The organism is Helicobacter sp. MIT 05-5293 (genome assembly GCF_000765665.2).
In the GTDB taxonomy this organism is placed as follows: Bacteria; Campylobacterota; Campylobacteria; order Campylobacterales; family Helicobacteraceae; genus Helicobacter_C.
On record NZ_JROZ02000002.1, the window covers coordinates 142,253 to 160,789 of the forward strand.

Genomic DNA, 18,537 nt, shown 5'->3' on the forward strand with positions numbered 1-18,537 from the left:
TTAGCATATGCGGCAAGGGTTCTTCAAGGGCTTACTTTGCGAATAATTACTTGCACGATGTTTGGTCTCCATTTATTAAAAAGCAAACTATTGATACAATACCTTTATTTTATTTTTCCTCAAAGGTAGGCAATGGACAAACTCAACGAAAAAGCCATAGAATCCTTGCTTTTAGAGCATTTAGCAACTCTAGGCTATCAATGCAAGAGTGGCAAAGATTTAGAGCGCACAAGCAGCGAGTGGGTGTTAGAAAATGTCTTTAGAGAAACTGTGCACAAAATCAATTTTGAAATCCCAAATGCTTTGCAAAGTCTCAATCTCAATCAAGAGATTCAAGAAAAACTGCTTGATGAGGCATTGCAAAAGCTCAAAGCCCTTGAAAATATTGAGCTTTTAGAGGCAAATGCCAAATGCACCGCTTATCTCACACGCGGAATCCCGCTTGAAGTCTTTATTGAGGGTGAGACGCGGGGCATTCTCTTGCACCTGATAGATTTTGAGAATCTAGCAAATAATACCTTTGTCGCGTGTAAGCAACTATATTTTCATGTGCAAATGCCAAAACAACCGGATATTGTGCTGTTTGTGAATGGTTTGCCCTTAGTCGTCTGCGAGCTTAAAAATCCTCTTGATTTAAACGCGACTTTAGAAAGTGCGTATCAGCAGATTCAAACTTACAAAGCACAGATTCCACATCTCTTTATCCCAAATCTTTTGTGTGTGCTAAGCGATGGGCTAAATAGCAAGGTCGGGAGTTTAAGCGCAGATTTTACGCGATTTATGCGATGGCGAAGCGAGGATAAATCACTCCCCCTAGAAATCCTTGAGGTTTTAAAACCTCGCATGCTCTTAGAGATTTTGCGCTTTTTTGTCGTGTTTGAAAAGCAAACTTTGAGCGACAAAAGGGGCTTAGCAAGCACACAAATCATTAAAAAAATTGCCGCGTATCATCAATATTATGCAGTGCAAAAGGCAATCGAATCGGTAAAAGTCGCAATGTGCAATGACAAAAGAGGCGGGGTGGTTTGGCACACACAAGGTAGCGGCAAGAGCCTTACAATGGTGTTTTTTAGTGCAAAGGCGATTGCGACTTTTGCAAACCCAACATTACTAATCATCACTGATAGAAACGACCTTGATGAGCAACTCTATCAGACCTTTGCAAAATCAAAAGAGCTTTTACGCACAGAACCCATAATGGCAACAAGCACAGAAGATTTAAAAACAAAGCTCAAAAGAGCAAGTGGAGGCGTTATCTTTAGCACGATTCAAAAATTTAGAAGCGAAAGTGAGAGCTTTGAACTTTTGAGTATGCGAGAAAATATCATTGTCTTATGCGATGAAGCCCACAGAAGCCAATATGGATTTGAGGCAAGGTTAAATGACGAGGCACAGCTCCGCTATGGTTATGCTAAATATTTGCGAGACGCTTTGCCAAATGCGACTTATCTAGGTTTTAGCGGCACACCGATAGAAAAAGCAGACGCAGACACGCGGCGCGTTTTTGGAGAATATATTGATATTTATGATATTGCTAGGGCGGTAGAAGACAACGCCACGGTGAAGATTTATTATGAAAGTCGGTTGGTTAAAATTGGGCTTAGTGTTGAAGGGCAAGAGATATTAAAAGAGCTTGATTCTAGGTTGATTGCAAATGAGGAGCAAGACAAAATCAACGCCAAAGCTACGCGACTTTGCGAGATTGTTGGTGCAAAAAAGCGGCTTGAGGTTGTAGCAAAAGATATTATTGCACATTTTAGTAAAAGGCAAGAGGTGTTAAGAGGCAAAGCAATGATTGTTTGTATGAACCGAGAGATTGCGGCTTCTTTGTATGATGAAATCATTGCTTTAATGCCCTCTTGGCATCATGAATCTTATCAAAAAGGCAAACTCAAAGTTATTATCACTGCAAATAGTGATGATGGTGTAAAGCTCGCCAAACACCACACGACCAAAGAGCAAAGAAGCGAGATTGCAAAGAGGTTTAAAGATATTGATGATGAGCTAGAATTAGTCATTGTCTGCGATATGTGGCTTACAGGTTTTGATGTCCCGCCTTTGCACACACTCTATATGGATAAATTTTTAAGTGGGCATAATTTGATGCAAGCCATTGCAAGGGTGAATCGTGTGTATAAAGACAAGCCTGCGGGGCTAGTTGTAGATTATCTAGGAATCGCAAATGAGTTAAAGAACGCACTAGATTTTTATACCCAAAGCGGTGGCAAGGGTGAGTTTGTGGAAGATAAAGACAAAGCTATTGCAAAAATGCAAGAAAACTATGAGATTCTTTTGCAAATGCTTTGTGGCATTAACCCTTTGGAATATTTCAATCTCTTCACCCAAGACAAACTCGCTTTTATCGCCCAAACTCTCGAAATTATCCTTGCACAAGACAATGGCAAAAAACGATTTTTAGACTTTGCAACAAGGCTTTTAAAAGCATATATTATGGCATTGCCTTGTGCAGAAGCAGAGAATCTAGCAAAGGGTGTTGCGTTTTTTGATTTAATCAAAAGAAGTTTAAAGAAATATGAGCGAGAAGAGGAGAGTAAGGCTCAAATCTCACAAAGCGCAATCAAACAAATCATTAATGATGCGATTGTGAGTGATGGGGTGATTGATTTATTAGAATCTTCGGGGATTTCAAAGCCAAATCTCTGCATTTTATCAGAAGAATTTTTAAGTGAAATTGCACATCATAAGCACAAAAACCTTGTCTTACAAACTTTGCAAAAGCTTTTAAACGATGAACTCTCTGCACGATTAAAAAACACAATCTCGGCTCAAAGCCTTATGGAGCGGCTTAAAAAGACAATGCACAAATATCAAAACAATCTCATTAGTGTGAGTGAAGCGATAGAAGAGCTGATTGCCCTAAGCAAAGAACTCATATTAGATGAGAAACAAAAGCAAGATTTGGGGCTAAAAGATTATGAATATGCCTTTTATGAAGCTGTCGCACAAAATGAAAGTGCAAGAGAGCTAATGAGCAAAGATAATCTTAAAGAACTTGCTATTGCTGTTTTTAATACGCTCAAGCAAAATATCACCCTTGATTGGCAACACAAAGAGAATGTGCGGGCAAAGATTCGTGTAGCAGTTAAAAGAGTGCTTAAAAAATATGGCTATCCGCCAGATATGCAAAAACTTGCGGTGGATAGGGTGATAGAACAAGCCGAACTTGTAGCGGAAGAACTATCTAAACTTTAATATCAAGGAGCAATCATGCAACTCACACCCGAAGAACAAAGCAAATTAGAAGAACTTTGTGCAATGTCGTTTGATATGGCAAGAAATAATGACTTTCAAAACCTAGAAACCTTGCTCAAAAATGGATTAAACCCAAACCTCACAAATCATAAAGGGGATTCTTTGCTAATGCTTGCAAGCTATCATAATAGCCTAGAGTGTGTGAAATTATTATTACAATACAAAGCTGAAGTGGATAAAGTCAATGATAAAAACCTTACCCCGCTTTCGGGTGTGTGCTATAAAGGCTATGCAGAAATTGCGCGTCTTCTTTTAGAAAATGGAGCAAACCCCGATTTTAAGAATCCTATGGGAATGACACCTTATGACTTTGCGATTATGTTTCGCAGAAAAGAGATTTTAGAACTTCTTGCCAAATATTCCGATAGAAAAATAGGCTTTTTCAAAAGGCTTTGGGCAGGATTTTAGGAATCTCTTAAACACACAGAATATTAAGCATATTATAAGAAAAAATAAAAGGAATGTTTAATGATAAGAACAGGTGAAATGGCACTCTTAAAGCAAATTCATACCTCTCCCCATTGCCTTGCTTACTTAGATGTTCTTGGGGCTAAAAACTTGATGTCTAAAGAAAGTGAGAGATTTTTAAATGATTTAAATTCTATATATTTTAATGTATTTCATAGCGTTGTTTTAACTAATATGTTTGATAAAAGAGAGATTTTGTTTAAAATATTTTCTGATAATATCCTGCTTGCAATAAATCTTAAAGACAATGATCCTTTAAGAAAAGTCAAAATAGAAACTCTACTAAACCTTGTTGGCAATATATCCAATGACGCCTTAAGACATGGCTATTTATTGCGAGGGGGGATTACTGAAGGGGAGTTTTTCCAAAATGATATTTTTGTCTATGGGAAGGCATTGCTTGAAGCAATCGATTTTGAAGAAAAGATTGCAATATATCCTAGAATCATCGCACAAGAAACAATTAAAGAAACATTGCCCCAATATTTCTATGAATCTGCTGATGGTTTAAATGTGTTAAATAGTTTCATCTTTGCTCTATCTGCTGATAATGTGAGTTTCAAAATGCAATTATTAGCAATGCTAAGGCAATACCACGATGATATTAAAGCTCGACAAAAGATACTTTGGAGCATAACATATTTTAATGATTATTTTGAACATTCAGGGAAAATAGACGTGCCACAAAATCTTAAAATCACAGAGGAAGAAATTGCTAATGCAATGAAGGGATAAACAAATGAGACGCAAAGACAAACTCCAAGACACACAAAAAGCCATAGAGATTATGCAAAAAGCACCTTATTGTGTGCTTAGTGCATCACCTTCAAGCGTTTGTGAGTTTAAGCCACACCAAAAGGCATATACTGAAAATGGCGAACTAAACAGCGAGTATCAAATTTTTAGCATTCCAGTATCATTTGTCTATCATGAAAACTACATCTATATCCACACTGCAAAGGCAGGACGTAAGATAAGCTTTTTTAACAATGGCTCACGCGTATGTCTTGTTTTTGTGGGGCAAGTGCAAGTGCCAAATATTTATAGCAATGACGAACTAGAGCAGATTGCGATTGATGACCCTAAAAAGCTTGGTAGTTATGTCTTTACAACAGGATATGAAAGCACGATTGCTTATGGAACAATCTCTCTTTTAAAAGATAAAGAATCTCAAGATAGAGCAATGCGCTTATTATGCCAAAAATATATGCCCGATAAAATAGCTTTTGTGCAAACTTCTGTGGATTTTGAGCGCAAACATCTTAATACTTATGCGATTAAGCTCGAGCAAATCAGTGCCAAAGCAAAATATTTTGATAACTAAATTTTAAGACAAAGGTATCAAATGCAAACGATTAGTCATTACCAATCCCCTCTTGGCAAGATGCTTTTGAGTGCAGATGATATTGGTTTAACTGGGCTATGGTTTGAGAATCAAAAAAACTATGCAAAATCTTTAGATAAAGGACATCAAGAAAAAGAAACAAGCCTCATTAAACAAGTCAAAACTTGGCTTGATGTTTATTTTTCAGGCGTGAAACCAAACTTTAAAATCCTCCTGCATTGTATAGGCACAGAGTTTCAAAAAGAAGTTTGGGAGATTCTTTGTAAAATCCCTTATGGCGAGACTATCACCTATGGCGAAATTGCAAAACAACTTGCCACAAAAAGAGGCTTAGCGCGAATGTCTGCCCAAGCAGTCGGCGGTGCAGTGGGGCATAATAAAATTGCAATCATTATCCCTTGTCATCGTGTGATTGGTGCAAAGGGGAATTTAACAGGATATGCCGCAGGGATTGATAAAAAAATAAAATTGCTCAATTTAGAAAAAGGAGAAAAATAATACTATGAATCTACGCAAACATGTTTTTCGCAAATCAATCCGCAAAGAACAAGAGATTCTCACTCTAATCCTTGATTTTGCTAAAAATCATCAAGCAATCCGCGTGGTTACGCTCGAGGGTTCAAGGGCAAATCCAAATATTAAAAAAGATATTTTTTGCGATTATGATATTTCATTTTTCTTAGACAAACAAACATTGCAAACTTTCAAAGACAACAAAGACGATAGTTGGTTACAAAATTTTGGTAAGTCTCTAATGCTCCAAAAACCAGAATCAATGGAGCTTTACCCTCCTGATTTAAAAGAGGGTTGGTTTAGCTACCTTTGTCTTTTTGATGATGGAGTGCGCCTTGATTTAATGCTCATTCCACTTGATGATGTCGAGTTTTATAAAACCAATGAACCTCTTATGCAGGTTTTGCTTGATAAAGACAAGCGATTTGCTGACGCGCTCCCTGCAAGTGATTGCGCGTTTCATATTAAGCCTCTAACAAAGCAAAGTTTTTTAGATTGTTGCAATGAATTTTATTGGCTTTATGTGTGTTGTGTGAAAGATCTTTTGCGGGGTGAGATTTTACTTCTCAATGCTCATCTTAGTATGATGCGCGAAGGACTTTTGATAATGCTTTCGTGGTATGTGGGGTTGGCACAAAATAATTTTGCTTTTTCGCTTGGCAAAGAATACAAATTTTTGCCAGAGTTTCTCACACCCAAACAAACACAAAAACTCTATGAATGCTATCAACTTGGAAACAAAAAACAGGCAAAACAAACGCTTAAAAATTGTGAAAAATTCTTTGTTAAAATTGCAGAAAAAATTATGTATTCTTGCTTTCAAGATTTTCAAACCATTCCTTACCAAACAGAGGCAAAAACTTATGCGAAGATTCTAAAGGAGTTAAAATGAAAGTTTATCTAATGATTTTTGGGATTTGTTTTGCATTGTTTTTAAATGCTTCTGAAGTTTCAAAAGATATAAAGACGGATTCCCCACAAGCACAGCAAAATGATTGGGAAGAAAAAGAAAAATGGTATGAGTTTCTTACTCAATATTGTGCAAATGATTTGGAAGGTAAAGCTTTTAACGCTGATACTAAAGAAGAATCAGAGCGGTTACTAGCACAAGCAGAACAAATCTGCCAAAAGGAAATGGCGTTTGCTAAAAAGTATTTTGAATCTATTCATCTCGGAGAGAAGGTTGATAAGAGAACAGGGCGCACTATTCCAGAGCCACTATGTTTTTGGAGTGATGGGGAGAAAGTGTGTGATTATAAACTTAAAATGCCACTGAAACTTACAGGGACACTAAAGGTCATCAGGGATTATAGTGTAGGAGCATGTGCTATTGGTGTAGAATGGATTGAGTTTGAGCCAGATTCTAAAGAATTACCTAGTTTTTTGCAGTATGGATTTAATCTTGATTTAAAACCAAATATGAAGCATTATAAGGCTTTAGAACCCTATATCCCGCAATGGTTTAAAGATAATCTTGCGGGAGAGATTGCATTGAGGGCAGAGATAGAAGCGGGGGATTATTTTCGTGCGGATTTTTCGGCTTGTAGTTTTGGGCATTCTATGCAAGTAAAAAATATGAAGATTATAAAGCCTACAAAAGAAAAGTTATATGGTAGGGAAAAATATGCAGATCCCATAGAATATGATATGCGAATACATCTCACGAGCGAGGATTCTTATGTGAATCTACGAGAAAGCCCCAATGGTAAGATTCTAAGACGCATAGAGCTAGGGAGTGATTATCTATTATGGAATCTTGGCGAATCGCGCTCACAATGGCTCAAAGTGCTGTATTTTCCCCCCAATGTCGATGATGCCAAAAAAGCAGTTATTGGCTACATTCACAAAAGCCAAATAGAGCGAGAATCTTCAGAGCAAGAGGATTGAATATTTATTGCTCTTCATCTCGCACAGCCTCTCATCGCACTTGCCCTATCGTGCAGAATCTAAAACTTATGCGAAGATTCTAAAGGAGTTAAAGTAAAACTTTGTCCCATTGATTAAGAAATAATGCCTTTGATACTCTCACAGGGGCAATCTCACAATATCAACCCACAAAACGACTCATTTGGACTTCAAATGATATAAGTCTTTTAACTCATGCAATTTTTTGAATTTGCCTTTGATGGGGGATAAAAAAGAGAGTATCCCCCCCCCCCCGCATCATTGATAATTTTATGATTGATACTAGATTTTATCCGCCTTAAAGCAGAATCTTTGGTTTGCAGACAAGACACACCAAGCCATTTGTCAAAATCAAAGCGATGATAATTTTTGCGATTATGCGGATTTGCTTCTATAAAGTCAAACCAAGCATTTTGTATTTCCCCGACATAAGCGACTTCTTGTTGGTTGGGATATATACTAGCGATTTTTGCATCGGTATGTAGGAGGATTTTTTTCTCATAGGGAAGCTCTAAAAATTCGTTTATCACGCGCACACCAGATTCTTTATTTGCCATAAAATGGCTATACCCCATAAGATTTAAAATCACATAAATCTGACTTTTATCTTTTTGAAATCTCATAATCCGCCGATTCCAAGATTCTTTTGCTTCTTGAAAGCTTTTAGAATGCTGAAAAAACACTATAATTTCACCAAGCTTCCCCACAGGAAAGGTGATATTAGCACTTCCGCCCAATGATACAAAAGTTTCTATTACTTTTGTATTGTGAGATTCTATATTTTCTAATTCATAGCCAAGATAATCATCAAGATTTGACAAAAATTGCACAAAATCGTTAGGCGCAATCTGCAACATTGCTAATGGAGTTTGATAGGGTAAATGATAATCTTGATACAAAAAACCACCAATGCAATTATTAGATAAAATCCTCATACTTGCTCCTTGCATTATGTGTAATATATTCTTGATTTATTGTATCATTTTAAGAAGAAATAGGCAAACCTTGCAGGTTACATGCTCAACGGATTTTACAGAAAAGTTTTTAAAAATACTTCAAAAAGAAAGATTTATGATATTTTAGAATCTGCAAGTAATTTCTTTATCTCCTCCCTCACAAATCCAAGATTCCCATTAGTGAGAATCGGAATCAGCGCGTTAATTTCAGCGATACTTTTATCCCACCATTTAAGCTTTAACAGCATTGTGATAAGCTCCTCGTCAAATCGCTTTTTGATGAGCCTTGCAGGATTCCCCACCACGACAGCATAAGGCGCGACATCGCTCCCCACGACACTATTTGCACCAATAATCGCACCATCGCCGATTTGCACACCCGGCAGTATCACCGCATTTTGCCCAATCCACACATCATTACCGATTATCGTATCGCCTCTTAGCGGCAAATCTGCGGGTTTGGGTGCTTGTGCCTCCCAGCCTAAAATATAAAATGGAAAGGTCGAAACTGCATTCATCTGATGATTTGCACCATTCATAATAAACTCCACCCCCGCGGCGATTTGGCAAAATTTACCGATAATGAGTTTATCGCCCACAAAATCATAATGATGACTCACATGGCTTTCAAAATCGCTATCGGCAATATAAGTAAAATCGCCCACGATAATATTTGGGTTTTTAATCATTGGTTTGGCATAGATAAGATTTTTGTTCCCAGCTATCGGAAAAGGATTATTGGGATTAGGTAAAGTTTGGTTTTGCAACTTTGCTCCTTTCATTTAATGCAGTTTTTGCCATATTTAAATCACGCAAGCGCATAGCTTTGCTCTAAGAATCTACACATTTGCTCAAACTCCAGCGTGTCATTGCCACTAAGCAAAATGCTAATCCAATGTTTTTTGTTCATATGATAAGCCTTAAAACACTTTTGGTTATCCACAAAAGCCAAAACATCTTGCGGGTCAAGCTTAAGATTCACAATCTCAACACACTCTTTTTTAGAATCGTCCATTCCAAGCTGCGCCTTGCTCACCACACAAAAAGCCGCATACCATTTTTTGGTTTTTTTCTTGCGCAAAATCGCATTTTTTGAGAACTTTTGCCACAAAAATTCTAACTCATCACCATATTTTTCTTTTGCAAACGCGCAAAGATTCTGCGCATTTTTGCTCATAAAAACCTGTTTCATCAACCCTCCAAAACTTGAAACACAAAACTTAAATAGGCGAGGCATAGTTTTAAGATTTTACCCCGCCAAAACTTTAAGGTGCGATAAAACTACGCAACAAGCTTTAGCCCCACAACCGCAATGATAATCAGCGCGATAAAAAAGAGTTTTTTAAGGCTCTTGCTCTCGCCAAAAAATAAAATGCTCACCGCCACGCCGCCCGCTGCGCCAATGCCTGTCCAGATTGCATAGGCTGTTGCCATTGCGATTTCTTGCATTGCAAGCGAGAGAAAGCTAAAGCTAATCGCAAATTGCACTAAGATTCCAAGCAAGAAAATCTTTGCGCCGCTTAAAGAATACTTTTTCATCGTCATCACACCCAAAACTTCCATACAACCCGCCAAAAAGAGATAAACCCAACTCATTTGCTCTCCTTTTGCACAATTTCATCAAGCCCCAAATCTTTGGCAAAGCCTTCTGCTAAAGCCTGTTCTTGTGCGTTTTCTTCTTTGTTGGTAGAGAGTTTTAGCCCTATCACACCAATAAGCAGCAGCACAATCAGCCCAATTTTGAGCAGCGAAAACGGCTCGCTAAACACCACAATTTCAGCAAGTGCGATACCCACCGTGCCAATCCCTACAAAGACACTATACACCACGCCAATTTCGAGTTTGCTCTTTACCGCCAAAACCATACACACAAACGAGAAAAGAATCCCGATTCCTGTAAGGGTATAAAGCAAGAGATTATCGGCATATTTTAGCCCGCTTGCCCAAAAGCATTCTACGATTCCACCCGCGATGACAAGCACCCAAGCAAGATTGTTTGAGATATGAGAAACATTTGAACTTTGCATTATCAATCCTTAGAAATAGAATAATGATAGGAAACCTATCGAAAATAAAATTTGCACAAAGGTAGAATCAAAGAAGAACAAGATAAGAATAGGTGCGGAGTATGAAGTTGATAACAAAAGCATAGTAATAAAACGCGAGGATTAAGCGAGTATCAAAGCCATAGCCGCAATGGCGCAACCAAAAGCGTGAGTGCATCATTCTTTCACCAGCGGCAGATTCTCAAGCAATCTTCTAAGCTTAATATGCGCTTTTGACAAATGTTCAGCGATTGTCAGCCCCACAACCTCATATTGTGCCGCAATATCATTGATAATGCGCATAACCTGCTCAAGGCTCATTTGCCCTGTGTTGCCCACAGCGACATAAAGCTCGCGCGCATCAAGCACATCTAAATCAAGATGAATCATCACCCTTTTTGCCCCGCTTTTTGCAAGCCAGCCCAAAATCTTGCTCGAATCCTTTGCGACATCATTTGGCGCGAGGCTTGCTAACCCAAACTCTTTTTGACGCGGCGCATAATGCTTTGCCTCGTCTGAATGCAGCCCAACAAGCAAAACTTTGCTCGATTCTAACCAACTTGGTAAGCCAAAGGTTTCTTGCAAGCCCCCTTGCCCAATAATCGCACTCACAGCCATTGCGTGGTAACCCTGATAAAAATCATCATTTGGCAACCCAATGTCGGGGTGTGCGTCAAGCCAAACAAGCGCGACATCATCATAGAGGCTTGCAAGATAGCAAAAGCTCGGCACGCTCACCGCGCATTCGCCACCAAGTGTTAGAATCTTTGCGGGTTTGCGGGTTTTGAGAATCTCAAACGCGGCTTTGGTTTGGCGCAACAGCGGGGCTTTGTCGATAATTCCCTCTTGTGCCACCCTTTGCCCCGCGCTATCAAGCATAAAATCTTTCTCAATATTCACGACAGCGGTGTTCGCGCTTGGGGCAATGCTATCAACAAGCAAATTCAGAATCTGCGCGCCCAAAACATAGCCCTGTGCAGCTTCTTTTGGGCTTAGGTCTTTAAACCAGCTCGCGACATCACCCCCTTGCCATTGGGGGTAGAGCAGCCGAAGTGTGGAAAAATCTGTGCGTGGCAAAGTTTGTGAGGGTTGCATCGCGTTTCCTTTTTATCATTATAACACAATTCAACCCACGCAAACTTTAAGAGGCTTTAAACACGTGGGGCAGCCAAAAGGGGCTGTGGCAAGCTAGCGTTTGTCAAATGCGCTGTTGCCCGCGTCTGCAAAGTCTGCTGCTGCACCTGCATAGCTTTGTGTCGCGGCGATGTCGCTTTGCACCCACGCGATTTTGTTGCTTGCACTCTTAAACGCTGCATCGCCCATAAATAAGCTAAAAGGTGGCTTAGGGTCGCGCGAAACTTGGTAGAGAATCTGCGCAAATTTTTGCGGGTCGCCCGCTTGTTTGCCGCTGTATTCTGCGCTTTTTTGCTCAAACGTCTTGCGCCTTGCGTCATACGCGCTTATCTCTAAATCACTTTTTACCATACTCGCGCCCAAAAACTCGGTGCGAAAACCTGCGGGCATCACATTAATAGTGTGGATTCCATATTCGCTCACATCGAGCAGTAGCCCCTCGCTTAGCGCGCTTATCGCAAATTTGCTCATACAATAGGGTGTAGAATTATTGCTGACCCTGAATCCAGCGATTGAGCTAAGGTTAAAGATTCTCGCTTTTATGTTTTCTGCATTGCCGCCCTCTGCGAGGCTTTGGGGGCGCAAAATCTTTAGCGCATTTTGTGCGACAAGAAATGGCGCAAAGACATTAACCTCGAATTGTTCTCTTAGCTGCTTTTCGCTCGTTTCTTCGACAAAGCCCAAAAGCCCATACCCAGCGTTATTTACGACATTATCAAGCCGCCCAAATTTTTGTTGCACCGCGTTAAGGTTTTGTGCAATCTGTGCGTTTAAATCGCCATCAAAGCGCAACTCTAGGGGCAAAAAGCTCTCGCTCTCAACTCCAAGCTTTGCGGTGATATTGCCCATCTTGCGCGATGTCGCCGCAACTTTATCTCCTTTGCTGATAAGATATTTTGCAAGCTCTAGCCCCAAACCGCCGCTCGCACCGGTGATATACCAAACTTGTGGATTTGTGTTCATTATTTCTCCTTTTGTTGTGAGCTTAGAATCCGCGCTGTTTGCGCTATTTGCTGCGGTCTTTTGGGTGGTGGATTTGGATTCTTTGCTATCACAACCTTGTAATCCAAAGATAGTAGAAACGCTAGCTAACCCTCCTGCAACGCCCAAAATCGCGCTATTTTTGAGAATCTTGCGCCTGTGTTTGTCCATAGTTCTCCTTTTGGGTAAAATCACATTGGGCATTATAAGGCATTCCACTAGGTGTTTGTCAAGGGGAGGTTTTAGGGCATAGTCTTTGTTTGAGCCAAATAAAGAATCTCGAAAGTCTCTATAACTTATTGCTAAAGTATATTTTAAGCGAGAATGATTAAAATCTATTTTGCAAGTATTTTAAAAACTTAGAATCTGCATTAGATATAAATGTTGATTTGATAAGCTAAAACTATACTGACAAGGGGGATTTATGGAACTTTTAACAGACTTGATTAATCTATCAAGCACTTTTCTTTATACTTATTGTTTGGTTTTTGCGCTGTTGCTCTGTGGGCTTTACTTTACGATTCGCACAGGGTTTATCCAGCTTCGTTTTTTACCCTCTGCATTTTCTGTCTTAATGGAGAAAAGCCATAAAGAGCATATCTCTCCCTTTGGTGCGTTGATGATTTCTACCGCGTCTCGCGTGGGGATTGGCAATATCGTAGGTGTTGCAGTGGCGATTGGTAGTGGAGGGGCGGGTGCGCTCTTTTGGATGTGGGTAACGGCGATTTTGGGTGGAGCAAGTGCATTTATCGAAAGCACACTCGCGCAAGTGTATAAGCGAAAAGACGGAAGCGGCTACAAAGGCGGTCCTGCGTATTATATCCAAAGTGCTTTAGGCTCTCGGGCATTTGGGATTGTGTTTGCGATTTCGCTGATTTTGTGTTTCACCTATGGCTTTAATGGTTTGCAAGCTTATACGCTGACTTCTAGCTTTGAGATTTTTGTCGGGAGTGAATCTTATCATAATGGGCAAGTTACGATTTATATCGGAATCCTACTCGCGCTTTTATGCGCTCCATTTTTCTTTGGGAGCAATAAGGCTTCAGCGAAAATCACTTCTGTCCTTGTGCCGATTATGGCTTTTGGATATTTGATTGTCGCGTTTATCATTGTCGCTTTGAATCTTGGGAGCATTCCTAGCATTTTTGCTGACATTTTTGCGAAGGCTTTTGATTTTGAAGCGATTTTTGGGGGATTTGCGGGAAGTGCGATAGTCATAGGGATTAAACGCGGATTGTATTCTAATGAAGCGGGTATGGGTAGCGCACCAAATGCTGCAGCTACTGCACATACAAGCCACCCTGCTAAACAAGGAATGGTGCAAACGCTTTCTGTGTTTATTGATACGCTGATTATCTGCTCGGCAAGTGCGTTTATCGTGCTATGTAGCGGTGAGGATTTAGGTGGATTAGCAGGAATGCCTTTGATGCAAAAGGTGATGCAAGGACACTTAGGAGATATTGGCTTGTATTTTGTGAGTGTAGCGATTGTGCTTTTTGCCTTTACTTCGCTGATTGGGAATTATTTTTATGCCGAGATTAATTTCAAATTTATCACAGATAGCAAAATCGCCTTGCAAATTTTTAGAGTAAGTGCTGTTGTGATGGTTTTCATCGGCGCACAGCTTAGTCTAGGACTCGCGTGGGATTTAGCCGATGTGATTATGGGGATTATGGCTTTGGTTAATATCATCGCAATTTTGCTCTTAGGACATATTGCGATAAAAGTGCTAAAAGATTATGAAAAACAACGCAAAGAGGGTAAGAATCCAACCTTTAAGGCGGAAGATGTGGGGATTAAAAATACGCAGTGCTGGTAGGGTTAATAAAGAAGTGTTGATAAGGCTTAAGATGTAGATTCTGCTATAATCAATCCAAATCAACACAAAGAAACGCGAATGACGCAAGATTTTTTTATCATTCTTAAGGGTAAGGATAGGACGCGGGATATTGAGCGTTGCGCTTTAGAGGGTGGAATCCTTAGTGTTGTATTTAAAGGCAATCCGCAAGTCTATACTTACAAACAAGAAAATTTCACGCTGATTAAAAGGGCGACAAGTTATCACCTCTTTAATTACCTTCAAGAGATTTGCACGCTTATAGAGATTCAAACACCAGAGGGGAATCTCAATGTGCTTGCCAAAGAGTATAGCAAGATTCTATCTATCCCCCAAGAATCCGCCTTGTTTGCTTATCTCAATCCCTTATCACTTCAAACCCAAACACGCCCTTTGCCCCTTATCCTCTCACCCTTTGGTTTGAATAAATCCCAGTATCAAGCCCTACAAAATGCACTGCAATCACAAATTAGCATCATTGAGGGACCTCCGGGCACAGGCAAAACACAGAGCATTTTAAACATTATCGCAAATCTTATCTACCATAACAAAAGCGTTGCGGTGCTATCAAACAATAATTCCGCGACACAAAATGTGTTTGAAAAGCTTTCATGCTATGGGTTTGATTATTGTTGTGCGACTTTGGGCAAGAAAGAAAATAAAGAACATTTTATCTCGCATCAAAGGCTAAGTTATCCAAATGGCGAGAGTTTCGCTCTAAGCAAAATAGAATTAGAAGAAAATATCGCCAAATATGAGCAAAAAGCTTTAGAATCTTTTGAGCTAACCAACACCATAGCCCAACACACGCAATCTCTCAACGCATTACAATTAGAATATGAATATTTTAAAGCCCAAGAAACCCCTACGCATTCCCAGCAAATACAGAATCTCAAGCTTTTAAAATCCGATAAGATTCTAAAAATTAAAGTGCAAATAGAAGAAAGAGAGCATCTCCCCTCGTGGCTGAAGCTAAAATTTGTTCTGTGGGATAGAGTGGGGGATTTGAGATTCTATAAGCTCCCTAAAGAAGAGATTTTAAATACACTTGATGAATATTTTTATATCCTCAAAATTTCAGAGCTTTCAAAAAGTTTAGAATCCGCCAAGGCGAGGCTAGAAATTTTGCAAAAAGACAATCCCTTGCAGAAACTTACAGAAAACTCTCTTGCTTTGCTCAAACTCACCCTTCAAGCAAAATATCAGCCTAAAGCACAGAGAATGCAATTTTCATTAGAAGATTTGTATCACAACGCGTCTAGTTTCCTTAAAGAATATCCCATTATTTTAAGCACCACCCATTCGATTAAATCTTCTTTGAATCTCAAGGGTGAATTGTTTGATTATGTGATTATTGATGAGTCTTCGCAAGTGGATTTAGTCAGCGGATTTTTGGCATTAAGTGTCGCTAAAAATGCGGTGATTGTCGGCGATACCAAGCAGCTACCCAATGTGATAGCACAAGATAAAATCCAAGCCATAGAATCTTTAAGCAAAAAGCACACGATTCCTGCCAACTATGACTTTGCTACCCAAAGTCTGCTAAGCTCTATCATCGCAACTCTCCCCAATACACCAAAGATTCTGCTTAGGGAGCATTATCGTTGCCACCCTAAAATCATTGGATTTTGCAATCAAAAGTTCTATAACAATGAGTTGATTATTTTGAGTGAAGATAAAGGCGAAAAAGATGTAATGCAAGCCTTTATCACACAAGCGGGAAATCACGCAAGAAGACATTATAATCAAAGGCAAATTGATGTGATAGAAAAGGAGATTTTACCACCGCTAAGAGAGAAGCTAGAATCTGCACAAATTGGGATTATCTCTCCTTATAGAAAGCAAAAAGCCTACTTGCAGCAAGCCATTAAGGATATACAGATTGATACGATTCATAAATTTCAAGGCAGAGAAAAAGGGGCGATTATCTTAAGTTCGGTGGATAATGAAATCAATGACTTTATCAATGATGCCAATTTGCTTAATGTCGCGGTTAGTCGTGCAAAACAATATTTTCGTGTGGTGGTTTCTGCTCAAATTTGCAACTCTGTTAGTCATCTTAATGATTTAGTCCAATATATGCACTATCATAATTTTGAAATCACCCAAAGTCAAGTAAAGTCCGTCTTTGACTTACTTTATAAAGCCAACCAAAATGCGCGTTTAGAGTATTTAAAATCCAAGAAAAGAATCTCAATGTATGATTCTGAAAATATCGCTTATCACGCATTGAAAGAATGTATTGGTAAGGATTTATCTTTGGATATTGCTACTCATATCCCTTTGTATAGAATCTTAAATAATACCCAAGCCTTAAGCGATGAAGAGCAAAGATTTATCGCCTCTTCAAGCCATATTGATTTGCTTGTATTTAGCACGATGAATAAACGCCCGCTTTTTGCCATAGAAGTTGATGGCTTTGCCTATCATCAAAAAGATTCTAAACAAAGTGAGCGGGACAAGCTAAAAAATGGTATTTTGCAAAAATACCAACTCCCCTTGCTACGACTTAGCACGATAGGAAGCGGAGAAGTGGAAAAGATTAAAGAGGCTTTGAGGAGCATTAGATTCTAATCTAATGCAATAGAATCTGTCTGCAAAAGGTTATCATCAAGTTAAAAAGGTAAAAACCAAAGTGTGCCTTGTATCACTAATGCGTTGATGAGGTCAATGAAAAATGCTCCAACTAAGGGGACGACCAAAAACGCAGTGTGCGAAGGACCATAATGTCGCGTAACCGTTTGCATATTGAGCATTGCTGTGGGTGTCGCTCCCAAGCCAAACCCGCAATGCCCAGCTGCCAAAACAGCGGCATCGTAGTCTTTTCCACAGAATCTAAAGGTAACAAAACTCGCATAAAGCACCATTGTTATTGCTTGCAGGCTCAAAATCACCACAAGAGGCAGTGCTAATGCGACAAGCTCCCAAAGATTTACCGTCATCATTGCAAAGGCTAAAAAGAGCGAAAGCGAGACATTGCCTAGCACAGAGACTTCTCTATCAAACACTTGATGAATGTTAAATGCTGATAAGACATTGCGCAATATTACACCCACAAACAAACAATACACGAAAGTTGGGAGATTGAAACTTGGGAAAATCTCTCGCATATATCCGCTGACAAGATTTCCTACTAAAAGCGCAATAGCAATCAATGCGAGAGATTCTACAAAACTGATAGGTGTGATGAGCCGCTCTTTAGTCGGTGTTTCAAATCCATGCGGGTCGTCATTATTATGCTCTGCACCGGGTATTTTGAGCTGATGTTTTTTGATTAAGAATCTCGCGACAGGTCCTCCAAGTAGCCCGCCCATTACTAATCCAAAGGTCGCACACGCCATTGCTACTTCTGTGGCGGCAGAGAAAGAATAGGGTGCTTTGATAAATTCACTTGCCCATGCGCCACCCGTGCCATGCCCTCCGCTCATCGTGATTGAGCCTCCGAGCATTCCGACTAATGGACTGACACCCATGATAGAAGCCACGCCTACACCGATGAGATTCTGTAATATTAACAAACCTAGCACGATGATTAAAAATAACACTAAGAGTTTTCCACCTTTTTTGAGTGAAGCAAAATCCGCACTCAAGCCAATACTTGTAAAAAATGCCAACATTAAAGGATCTTTGAGGGAAGAGTCAAATTTAAACTCTAAATTGAAACTTTTATAGACAATCAAAATCCCAATCGCAGCGATAATCCCACCAACGACAGGTTCAGGGATATTATAATCTTGTAGGATTCTTATCCTCGCAATGATCCAGCGTCCCAAAAGCAGCACACCCACCATACATACTAATGTAAAGTAGAAATCAAATTTAACCTTGCTTAATACCACCTCATCGGCAGGAATATAAGCAAGAATAGTCGTTACCCCCCCCCTTGTTTCATCACTGCTTGTGATTGCGATTTCAAAAAATGAATCATAGCTTTTCAAAACCTCGATTTTGCTGCCTTTTTTCAACGGCGTCAAATCAGACACACACGATGAATGCGGCACAGAATAAAGTGTGGGATTTTCTGCGATGATTGTATAGTCATTGCGCCAAGTAGGCACATTTGAGCCTTTGATGTTTGAG

At 39.5% G+C, this 18,537-nt stretch carries 17 protein-coding genes; 9 read left to right on the plus strand and 8 right to left on the minus strand.

Going from position 1 to position 18,537, the window contains the following annotated elements; all coding sequences use genetic code 11:
• The first annotated feature begins 132 nt into the window (after positions 1 to 132).
• Genes LS68_RS05250 through LS68_RS05280 form a run of 7 tightly spaced genes read left to right on the plus strand, consistent with a single transcriptional unit; the run spans position 133 to position 7,486 of the window.
• Entirely contained in the window at positions 133 to 3,213 is a 3,081-nt protein-coding gene (locus LS68_RS05250; protein WP_034371931.1) for a type I restriction endonuclease subunit R, read from the plus strand.
• Positions 3,214 to 3,225: 12 nt separating this feature from the next.
• Entirely contained in the window at positions 3,226 to 3,681 is a 456-nt protein-coding gene (locus LS68_RS05255; protein WP_138091172.1) for an ankyrin repeat domain-containing protein, read from the plus strand.
• A gap of 60 nt (positions 3,682 to 3,741) precedes the next feature.
• Positions 3,742 to 4,476 (plus strand): hypothetical protein, encoded by a 735-nt coding sequence (locus LS68_RS05260; protein ID WP_034371937.1) that lies wholly within the window; start codon positions 3,742 to 3,744, stop codon positions 4,474 to 4,476.
• Between the two features lie 4 nt (positions 4,477 to 4,480).
• A complete protein-coding gene (locus LS68_RS05265) occupies positions 4,481 to 5,065 on the plus strand; it encodes a pyridoxamine 5'-phosphate oxidase family protein (RefSeq protein ID WP_034371940.1) in 585 nt (194 codons plus the stop codon).
• A 21-nt stretch (positions 5,066 to 5,086) separates the two neighbouring features.
• Entirely contained in the window at positions 5,087 to 5,584 is a 498-nt protein-coding gene (locus LS68_RS05270) for a methylated-DNA--[protein]-cysteine S-methyltransferase (protein WP_034371943.1), read from the plus strand.
• A 4-nt stretch (positions 5,585 to 5,588) separates the two neighbouring features.
• Positions 5,589 to 6,491, plus strand: coding sequence for an aminoglycoside 6-adenylyltransferase (locus LS68_RS05275; protein WP_052100424.1), 903 nt, complete (start codon positions 5,589 to 5,591; stop codon positions 6,489 to 6,491).
• Positions 6,488 to 7,486 carry a hypothetical protein gene (locus tag LS68_RS05280; RefSeq protein WP_034371946.1) on the plus strand — a complete coding sequence of 333 codons (999 nt, stop codon included), beginning with the start codon at positions 6,488 to 6,490 and terminating at the stop codon, positions 7,484 to 7,486. Before LS68_RS05275 ends, LS68_RS05280 begins: the two co-directional genes overlap by 4 nt.
• 206 nt (positions 7,487 to 7,692) lie before the next feature.
• Here LS68_RS05280 and LS68_RS05285 read toward each other — a convergent pair whose 3' ends face one another.
• The 7 genes from LS68_RS05285 to LS68_RS05315 all read right to left on the minus strand — a co-directional run bounded on the left by LS68_RS05285 (position 7,693) and on the right by LS68_RS05315 (position 12,791).
• The gene (locus LS68_RS05285; RefSeq protein WP_158621824.1) at positions 7,693 to 8,439 is read right to left on the minus strand and encodes a DUF1919 domain-containing protein; all 747 of its coding nucleotides are present in this window, start codon (positions 8,437 to 8,439) and stop codon (positions 7,693 to 7,695) included.
• A 134-nt stretch (positions 8,440 to 8,573) separates the two neighbouring features.
• Positions 8,574 to 9,149, minus strand: coding sequence for a CatB-related O-acetyltransferase (locus LS68_RS09915; protein ID WP_347232421.1), 576 nt, complete (start codon positions 9,147 to 9,149; stop codon positions 8,574 to 8,576).
• A gap of 119 nt (positions 9,150 to 9,268) precedes the next feature.
• Positions 9,269 to 9,652: an MmcQ/YjbR family DNA-binding protein gene (locus LS68_RS05295; RefSeq protein ID WP_052100229.1), complete on the minus strand. Its 384-nt coding sequence runs from the start codon at positions 9,650 to 9,652 to the stop codon at positions 9,269 to 9,271.
• Between the two features lie 89 nt (positions 9,653 to 9,741).
• Positions 9,742 to 10,056, minus strand: coding sequence for a multidrug efflux SMR transporter (locus LS68_RS05300; RefSeq protein ID WP_034370475.1), 315 nt, complete (start codon positions 10,054 to 10,056; stop codon positions 9,742 to 9,744).
• Positions 10,053 to 10,487, minus strand: coding sequence for an SMR family transporter (locus LS68_RS05305; protein ID WP_034370479.1), 435 nt, complete (start codon positions 10,485 to 10,487; stop codon positions 10,053 to 10,055). The genes LS68_RS05300 and LS68_RS05305 overlap by 4 nt, the downstream gene beginning before the upstream one ends.
• 195 nt (positions 10,488 to 10,682) lie before the next feature.
• Positions 10,683 to 11,600, minus strand: a complete 918-nt coding sequence (locus LS68_RS05310; protein WP_138091176.1) for an arginase family protein — start codon at positions 11,598 to 11,600, stop codon at positions 10,683 to 10,685.
• Between the two features lie 93 nt (positions 11,601 to 11,693).
• Positions 11,694 to 12,791, minus strand: a complete 1,098-nt coding sequence (locus tag LS68_RS05315; protein WP_052100234.1) for an SDR family oxidoreductase — start codon at positions 12,789 to 12,791, stop codon at positions 11,694 to 11,696.
• A gap of 253 nt (positions 12,792 to 13,044) precedes the next feature.
• Between LS68_RS05315 and LS68_RS05320 the strand changes: the two genes are divergently transcribed.
• Together LS68_RS05320 and LS68_RS05325 are read left to right on the plus strand one after the other, a co-directional pair.
• A complete protein-coding gene (locus LS68_RS05320) occupies positions 13,045 to 14,439 on the plus strand; it encodes an alanine/glycine:cation symporter family protein (RefSeq protein ID WP_034370482.1) in 1,395 nt (464 codons plus the stop codon).
• Positions 14,440 to 14,517: 78 nt separating this feature from the next.
• Positions 14,518 to 17,031 carry an AAA domain-containing protein gene (locus LS68_RS05325; protein ID WP_052100236.1) on the plus strand — a complete coding sequence of 838 codons (2,514 nt, stop codon included), beginning with the start codon at positions 14,518 to 14,520 and terminating at the stop codon, positions 17,029 to 17,031.
• Positions 17,032 to 17,072: 41 nt separating this feature from the next.
• Here the strand turns inward: LS68_RS05325 and gltS are convergent, their stop codons facing one another.
• On the minus strand, positions 17,073 to 18,296 hold the full coding sequence (gltS, locus tag LS68_RS05330) for a sodium/glutamate symporter (protein ID WP_034371199.1): 1,224 nt from the start codon (positions 18,294 to 18,296) through the stop codon (positions 17,073 to 17,075).
• Positions 18,297 to 18,537 lie beyond the last annotated feature (241 nt).